Here is a 7,310-nt window from a genome sequence, read left to right as displayed (position 1 = left end):
CGTTTTGGGCTCCGCGGGGGGGGTTTGTTGGCCGGTTCTTTTTGTTCCCCCCCCCCCCCCCCCCCCCCGGGGGGGGGGGGGGGGCCCCCCCCCCCCCCCCCCCCCCCCCGCCGAGCGGCAGGACGGCCGGAGTTCCGCCGGGCGATCTTTCCCCGACCAAGGAGATCGCCCGGGCCGGAACTCCGGCCGTAGTGTTTTCTCGGCCGCGGCCGGACGGCATCCCCTGCGGCCGGACGTCACCGCCCACGGCCGGACGTCACCGCCCAGGGCCGCACGTCACCGCCCACGGCCGGGCGCGACCGCCTACTGCTGGACGTAACCGCCGAGGAAGTCGCCGATCCGGGTCACCGCGTCGGTGATCTCCTCCGCCCGGGGCAGCGTGACCAGCCGGAAGTGGTCCGGCTCGGGCCAGTTGAAGCCGGTGCCCTGGACCAGCAGGATGCGCTGGGAGCGCAGCAGGTCCAGCACCATCCGGGCGTCGTCCTTGATCTTGTGGACCTTGGGGTCCAGCCGGGGGAAGGCGTACAGCGCGCCCTTGGGCTTGACGCAGCTGACCCCCGGGATCCGGTTCAGCAGCTCGTACGCGGCGTCGCGCGAGGCGTGCAGCCGGCCGCCGGGCAGCACCAGGTCGCGGATCGACTGCCGCCCGCCGAGCGCGGCGGCCACCGCGTGCTGCGCGGGCATGTTGGCGCACAGCCGCATCGAGGCGAGCACGGTCAGGCCCTCGATGTAGCTGCGGGCCCGGTGCCGGTCGCCGGACAGCACCATCCAGCCGGAGCGGAAGCCCGCGACCCGGTACGCCTTGGACAGTCCGTTGAAGGTGACGCAGAAGAGGTCCGGGGCCAGGGTGGCCAGCGGGACGTGCTCGGCGTCGTCGTAGAGGATCTTGTCGTAGATCTCGTCCGCGTAGACCACCAGGTCGTGCCGGCGGGCGATCTCCGTGATGCCCTCCAGCACCTCGCGCGGGTAGACCGCGCCGGTGGGGTTGTTCGGGTTGATCACCACGATGGCCCTGGTCCGGTCGGTGACCTTGGACTCGATGTCGGCGAGGTCCGGGTACCACTCGGACTGCTCGTCGCAGCGGTAGTGCACCGCGGTGCCGCCGGCCAGCGAGACCGAGGCGGTCCACAGCGGGTAGTCCGGGGCCGGGACGAGCACCTCGTCGCCGTCGTCCAGCAGCGCGGTCATGGCCAGCTGGATCAGTTCGGAGACGCCGTTGCCGAGGAAGACGTCGTCGACGCCCAGGCCGTGCAGTCCGCGCTCCTCGTAGTGCATGACCACCGCGCGGCGGGCGGAGAGCAGACCCTTGGAGTCGCCGTAGCCGTGGGCGTCGGCGAGGTTGCGCAGGATGTCCTGGAGGATCTCCGGGGGCGCCTCGAAACCGAAGGTGGCCGGGTTGCCGGTGTTGAGCTTGAGGATGCGGTGGCCCTGTTCCTCCAGCCGCATCGCCTCGTCGAGCACCGGGCCGCGGATGTCGTAGCAGACATTGGCGAGCTTGCTGGACTGGATGACCTGCATGTCCGCCTACTTTAGGGGTACGGAGGGGCCGTGCGGTGGGCCTTCGGAGGGGTGCTTCCGAGGACCTGAACGGCCCCCTTGGATCGGCAGGCGGGGGTGGCGGGCGGCCTTCCGAACCAGCAGTCGAATGTCCGGAATGCTCCTGTATGCGAGGGGCGCCGTCGTGCCGCCGTGCGGAACGAGACGGACGGCACACCGTCAGGCCGCCCGGCGCGGGAGGATGTGCCCGACGTGTCGGTCGAGGAGGTCGAGGTGGGGGGTGCGTCGATGGTCCCGGTCGTGCCGGTGGCGGCGCTGGTCGGTCTGCTGGCGGCCGCGCCGCTGCGCGGGCTGATCGCCCGGTTCGCGGTGCCGGAGGGCGAGCCCTGGTGTGACGGCTGCCCGGCGTGCGGCCGCGCGGTGCGCCTGCTGCCGCCGACCGGGCGCTGCCCGGGCTGCCGGGAGCGGCTGGGCGCCGGCCCCTGGGCGGTGGAGGCCGTCGCGGTGGCGGTCGCCGTCGCGGTGGCGTACGCGGCGGACGGGCTGGTGGTGGTGACCCTGGCGCTGGCCTGGGCGGCGACGCTCGGCGTGGCGCTCGGCTTCGTCGACGCGCGGGTGCGCCGGCTGCCGTACCGGCTGACCGTGCCGCTGCTCGGCGGGGTGACGGCGCTGCTGCTGGCGGCGGCGCCGAGCGCGGGGCCCGCGGTGGCGCTGCGCTGCCTGCTGGCCGCGCTCGCGGTCGGGGGCGTTCTCGAACTGGCCGTCTGGCTGGGCGCGTTGGGGCCCGGGGACTCCCCGCTCGGGCTCGCCCTGGGCGGGCTGCTCGGCTGGTACGGCTGGTCGGTGGCGCTCGGCGGGCTGTTCGCCGCGATGGTGCTCGCCGGGCTGTGGGGCACCCTGCGGGCCGCCGCCGCGCTGGCCCGCCGCCGTCCGGTGCGCGGACTGGACGTCCCGGTCGGCCCGTTCCTGCTGCTCGGGGCGCTCGTCGCGGTCCTCGCGCGGTGAGCGCGCGCCCCTCGGCACCGGACTCGGCAGCGCCCCCGGTGCCTGTGGAGGGGCGGCGGTCATAAGAGGGGACGACGGTAATAAAGAGGAGACGAACGGAAGGGCCCGCCGCACCGGTCGGTGCGGCGGGCCCCGCCGCCGACGCGCAGGCCCCACCCTCAAGGAGCGGCGCGCCGGGGGAGTTGAGCTCTGGTGGCGGTGACGGTGGCCGCGGCCGTGAGCCGGCCGCGGCCGATCGCCGTTACGGCATCTTGTGGACGAACGGGCCGACCGCGTTGGAGAACGCGTTGCCGTTGTTGACGTCCCAGTTGGTCGACCAGGTCATCGCGCCGCGGATGGTCGGCCACTTGGCCGGCGGCACGAAGCTGCCGCAGTTGTTGCCCGTGGCCAGGCAGTCCAGCGCGTTGTTCACCACGGTCGGCGAGACGTAGCCACCGCCCGCCGCCTTGGTGGAGGCCGGGACGCCGATGCCCACCTGGTCCGGCCGCAGCCCGCCCTGGATCTGGGTGCAGACCTGCGAGGTGATGAAGTCGATGGTGCCCTGGGTGTAGACCTTGCCGTCGCAGCCGTTCATGCCGCCCGAGTTGTAGAACTGGGTGTTGACGACGGTGAGGATGTCCTTGGTCTTCAGCGCCAGCTGGAAGTAGGCGCCGGAGGTGTTGTACATCCCGATGGTCTCGGGGGCCATGGTCAGGACGAAGCCGGGGCCGACCTTGGCCTGCAGGGCGTGCAGCGCGTCGCCGAGCGGGCCGGCCTGGACGCCGTTCTCCAGGTCGACGTCGATGCCGTCGAAGCCGTAGTCCTTGATGATCGCGTAGGCGCTGTCGACGAAGTTGGCGCCGGCGGCGGCGTCCCCGACGGTGATCGCGCCGTTCTGGCCGCCGATGGAGAGGATGACCTTCTTGCCGGCCGCCTGCTTGGCCCTGATGTCGGCGCGGAACTGGGCGTCGGTGTAGCCGCCGAGCGCCTTGGACAGGCCCGGGTCCAGGGTGAAGCTGATCGCGCCGATCCTGGTCGGCACGGCGTCGGCGAAGGACACCGCGATGATGTCGTAGGCGCTCTGGACGTCGCCCAGCCGCTGCACGGTCGAGTTGTTGTCGAAGTTCTGCCAGTAGCCGGTGACCACGTGGGCGGGCAGGCCGGTGGCCGGCGGGGTGGTGCTGGTCGGCGTGGCGGTGGGGGTCGGCGTCGCCGTCCGGGTGGGCGTCGCGGTGGGGGTCGGGCTCGCCGTCTGGGTGGGTGTCGCGGTCGCCGTGGGGGAGGCGGTGGCCGTCGGCGTGGTGGTGGGGGTCGCGGTCGGCGACGGGGTGCCGGTGCCGCCGGGGCCGACCAGCGCGACGTCGTCGGCCAGGTAGGCGCTCTGGCCGTACCAGCCGTGCAGGTAGACGGTGACGCTGGTGGCGTTCGCCCCGGTGGTGAAGGTGGTGGACAGCTGGTTCCAGCTGTTCTGGTTCGACCAGGCGGACGGGTCGGTGCCGCCGGTGCCGCGCGCCCCGAGGTAGACGTACGGGCCCTGGACCCAGGCGCTCAGCGTGTAGCTGGTGTTGGGCAGCACGCTGATGGTCTGGGTGCACTCGGCGGTGTCGCCGGCGCCCGGGGTCGCCTGGAGCGCGCCGGTGCCGGAGTGGACCGGGGAGGAGACCGTGGTCGCGGCGCCGGTGCAGGTCCAGCCCCCGAGCCCGCCGTCGAAGCCGCCGTTGTTGACCAGGTTGCCGACCGCCGCGCTGGCACCGCCGGCGAAGAGGGCGAGGCCGCCGCCGGCCAGGGCGAGGGCGGTGGCACCGGCCGCGACGGCCGGGAGGGGGCTGCGCCGGCGCTTGTGCGAGGACTGGTTCAGCGTGCGGGCCATGGGGCGACGCTCCTGGGGGAGGAGCGGCCGCCGCGGTGGGGGGCGCGGCGGCCGCGTGTGGGGGAGGGGAGGTCCGAAGTGAGCCTGCGGGGCGGAGCCGGAGGATCGTTCCGTCCCGGATCAAAAGCTGGACTAGACCATTGCTGGTCGTCAAGCATCGGAAGGACGGCTTACGGTTCCGTTAAGGATTCGGAGACCGTTCCGTGTCCGCGCCCCCGGGGCCGCGCGACGTGCCCTTCGCCCGTCCGGACGATCCCCGACACGCCGGTCGGGACAGACTTCGCACAGGACCGTGACAAGACCGCTACCTGGGGCTTTACCGTGCACCTGCCCGCCGGAGTAGGCTGCGCCGGGGGCGGTGACGCACCAGATGCAACGAGCAAAGAGGGGCCGGCAAACATGGGTCTGCGCGATGTCGTCGAACGGACGCCGGGGCTGCGCACCATGCTCGGAGGGATGTACGGGCTCTACGGCCGGCGGGTCGAGGTCCACCTCGCGAGCACCCCGCGCCACATCGGCGTGATCCTGGACGGCAACCGCCGCTGGGCCAAGGCGGCCGGCGGCTCCACCGCGTACGGCCACCAGCGCGGCGCCGACAAGATCAGCGAGTTCCTCGGCTGGTGCGACGAGACTCACGTCAAGGTCGTCACCCTCTGGATGCTCTCCACCGACAACCTGGACCGGCCGGCCGACGAGCTCGTCCCGCTGCTCGGCATCATCGAGGACACCGTCACCGGACTGGCCGCCGCCCGCCGCTGGCGGGTCAACCCGGTCGGCGCGCTGGACCTGCTGCCGCAGCACACCGCCGACGTGCTCAAGCGGGCCGCCGAGCAGACCGCCGACATCGACGGCATAACGGTCAACGTCGCGGTCGGCTACGGCGGCCGGCACGAGATCGCCGACGCCGTCCGCTCGCTGCTCCAGGAGCAGGCCGGGCGCGGCACCTCGATCGAGGAACTGGCCGAGATCCTGACCGTCGAGCACATCGCCGAGCACCTGTACACCCGCAACCAGCCCGACCCGGACCTGATCATCCGCACCTCGGGCGAGCAGCGGCTGTCCGGCTTCCTGCTCTGGCAGAGCGCGCACAGCGAGTTCTACTTCTGCGAGGCGTACTGGCCGGCCTTCCGCAAGGTCGACTTCCTGCGCGCGCTGCGCGCGTACGAACAGCGCAACCGCCGGATGGGGTTGTAGTCCCTGCAGCCCCGGCAGTCCCGGCGGCTTCGCCGGCCCCGGCGCGGCGCCTCGGCCGGCCCCGGCCCTCCGGAGGAAATGACCGCCGTAGGCCTGGCCTACCCGGCGCCCGCGCGAGGCCAAACGTTCACCGGCAATGATCCGTCAGTTCGCCGGGGGCGCGAATGCACCGTTCCCCGCCTGGGAATACTCCAGTCAGACCGGCCCCGAGGCCACCGGGGCAGCGGGGGCCGGCTTGCCGCGGATGACGCAGGGTCATCCGCTCTGGAGGCCTAGTGGTCAGTTCCAAGAGCCGCCGGACACCAGACCGGCGCACGTACGTTCTCGACACCAGCGTGCTCCTGGCGGACCCGCTCGCCATGACCCGCTTCGAGGAGCACGAGGTCGTCCTCCCGGTGGTGGTCGTCACCGAGCTGGAGGCCAAGCGGCACCACCCGGAGCTGGGCTACTTCGCCCGCCAGGCGCTGCGACTGCTCGACGACTACCGCATCCGCCACGGCCGGCTCGACGAGCCGATCCCGGTCGGCGAGCTCGGCGGCACCATCCGCGTCGAGCTCAACCACTCCGACGTGTCGATACTGCCGGTCGGCTACCGCGCCGGCGGCGGTGAGGCGGACACCCGGATCCTCGCGGTCGCCCGCAACCTCCAGGCCGAGGGCTACGACGTCACCGTCGTGTCCAAGGACCTGCCGCTGCGGATCAAGGCCAGCTCGGTGGGCCTGCTGGCCGAGGAGTACCGGGCCGAGCTGGCGATCACCTCGGGCTGGACGGGCATGTCCGAGCTGCACGTCCCGGCCGACCAGGTGGACGCGCTGTTCTCGGCCGGCCACGACGCCGGGGTGGACGTCGACGGGGCCACCGAGTTGCCCGTCCACACCGGACTGGTGCTGACCTCGGAGCGCGGCCGCGCGCTCGGCCGGGTCACCGGCGACGGCCGGGTGCGGCTGGTGCGCGGCGAGCGCGAGGCGTTCGGGCTGCGCGGGCGCAGCGCCGAGCAGCGGGTGGCGCTGGACCTGCTGCTCGACCCGGAGATCGGGATCGTCTCGATGGGCGGCCGGGCCGGCACCGGGAAGTCGGCGCTGGCGCTGTGCGCGGGGCTGGAGGCGGTGCTGGAGCGGAGGCAGCACCGCAAGGTGATGGTCTTCCGGCCGCTGTACGCGGTCGGCGGGCAGGAGCTGGGCTACCTGCCCGGCTCCGAGGCGGAGAAGATGGGCCCCTGGGCGCAGGCGGTCTTCGACACCCTCTCCGCGGTCACCACCCCGGACGTGATCGAGGAGGTCATCTCCCGCGGGATGCTGGAGGTGCTGCCGCTGACCCACATCCGGGGGCGCTCGCTGCACGACGCCTTCGTGATCGTGGACGAGGCGCAGTCGCTGGAGCGGAACGTCCTGCTGACGGTGCTGTCCCGGATCGGCCAGGGCTCGCGGGTGGTGCTCACCCACGACGTGGCGCAGCGGGACAACCTCCGGGTGGGCCGCTACGACGGGGTGGTGGCGGTGGTGGAGAAGCTGAAGGGTCATCCGCTCTTCGCCCACATCACGCTGACCCGCTCGGAGCGTTCGCCGATCGCGGCGCTGGTCACGGAGATGCTGGAGGACATCCACCCGTGATCCGCCCGCAGTAGGGCATAGTCGGACAATACGGTCAACTCATGGCCAGGGGTCCGTTCCTGACGGAGCGGGCCCCGCCCGTTTCATCACATCGAGTGCTTTCTGTCCAGGGAACTGCCGTACGGTGGATGTGACATGCGCCACGCGGGCGGGAA

The 7,310-nt window shown here is 72.7% G+C and carries 5 protein-coding genes; 3 read left to right on the top strand and 2 right to left on the bottom strand.

Going from position 1 to position 7,310, the window contains the following annotated elements:
• Positions 1–303: 303 nt before the first annotated feature.
• Positions 304–1,518, bottom strand: a complete 1,215-nt coding sequence (locus ACGF0D_RS40730; protein WP_392873777.1) for a pyridoxal phosphate-dependent aminotransferase — start codon at positions 1,516–1,518, stop codon at positions 304–306.
• A gap of 231 nt (positions 1,519–1,749) precedes the next feature.
• On the opposite strand from ACGF0D_RS40730, the gene ACGF0D_RS40725 reads away from it, so the two are divergent.
• Entirely contained in the window at positions 1,750–2,502 is a 753-nt protein-coding gene (locus ACGF0D_RS40725) for a prepilin peptidase (protein WP_392873774.1), read from the top strand.
• 241 nt (positions 2,503–2,743) lie between these two features.
• Here the strand turns inward: ACGF0D_RS40725 and ACGF0D_RS40720 are convergent, their stop codons facing one another.
• The gene (locus ACGF0D_RS40720; protein WP_392925241.1) at positions 2,744–4,351 is read right to left on the bottom strand and encodes a chitinase; all 1,608 of its coding nucleotides are present in this window, start codon (positions 4,349–4,351) and stop codon (positions 2,744–2,746) included.
• A 399-nt stretch (positions 4,352–4,750) separates the two neighbouring features.
• Between ACGF0D_RS40720 and ACGF0D_RS40715 the strand changes: the two genes are divergently transcribed.
• Entirely contained in the window at positions 4,751–5,545 is a 795-nt protein-coding gene (locus ACGF0D_RS40715) for an isoprenyl transferase (protein ID WP_392873769.1), read from the top strand.
• Between the two features lie 275 nt (positions 5,546–5,820).
• Positions 5,821–7,155 (top strand): PhoH family protein, encoded by a 1,335-nt coding sequence (locus tag ACGF0D_RS40710; protein ID WP_392873766.1) that lies wholly within the window; start codon positions 5,821–5,823, stop codon positions 7,153–7,155.
• The last annotated feature ends 155 nt before the right edge of the window (positions 7,156–7,310 follow it).

Source organism: Kitasatospora sp. NPDC048298 (genome assembly GCF_043201465.1).
Taxonomy (GTDB): domain Bacteria; phylum Actinomycetota; class Actinomycetes; order Streptomycetales; family Streptomycetaceae; genus Kitasatospora.
The sequence above is the reverse complement of the archived record's forward strand: the minus strand, read 5'-3'. Positions and strand labels throughout refer to the sequence as shown.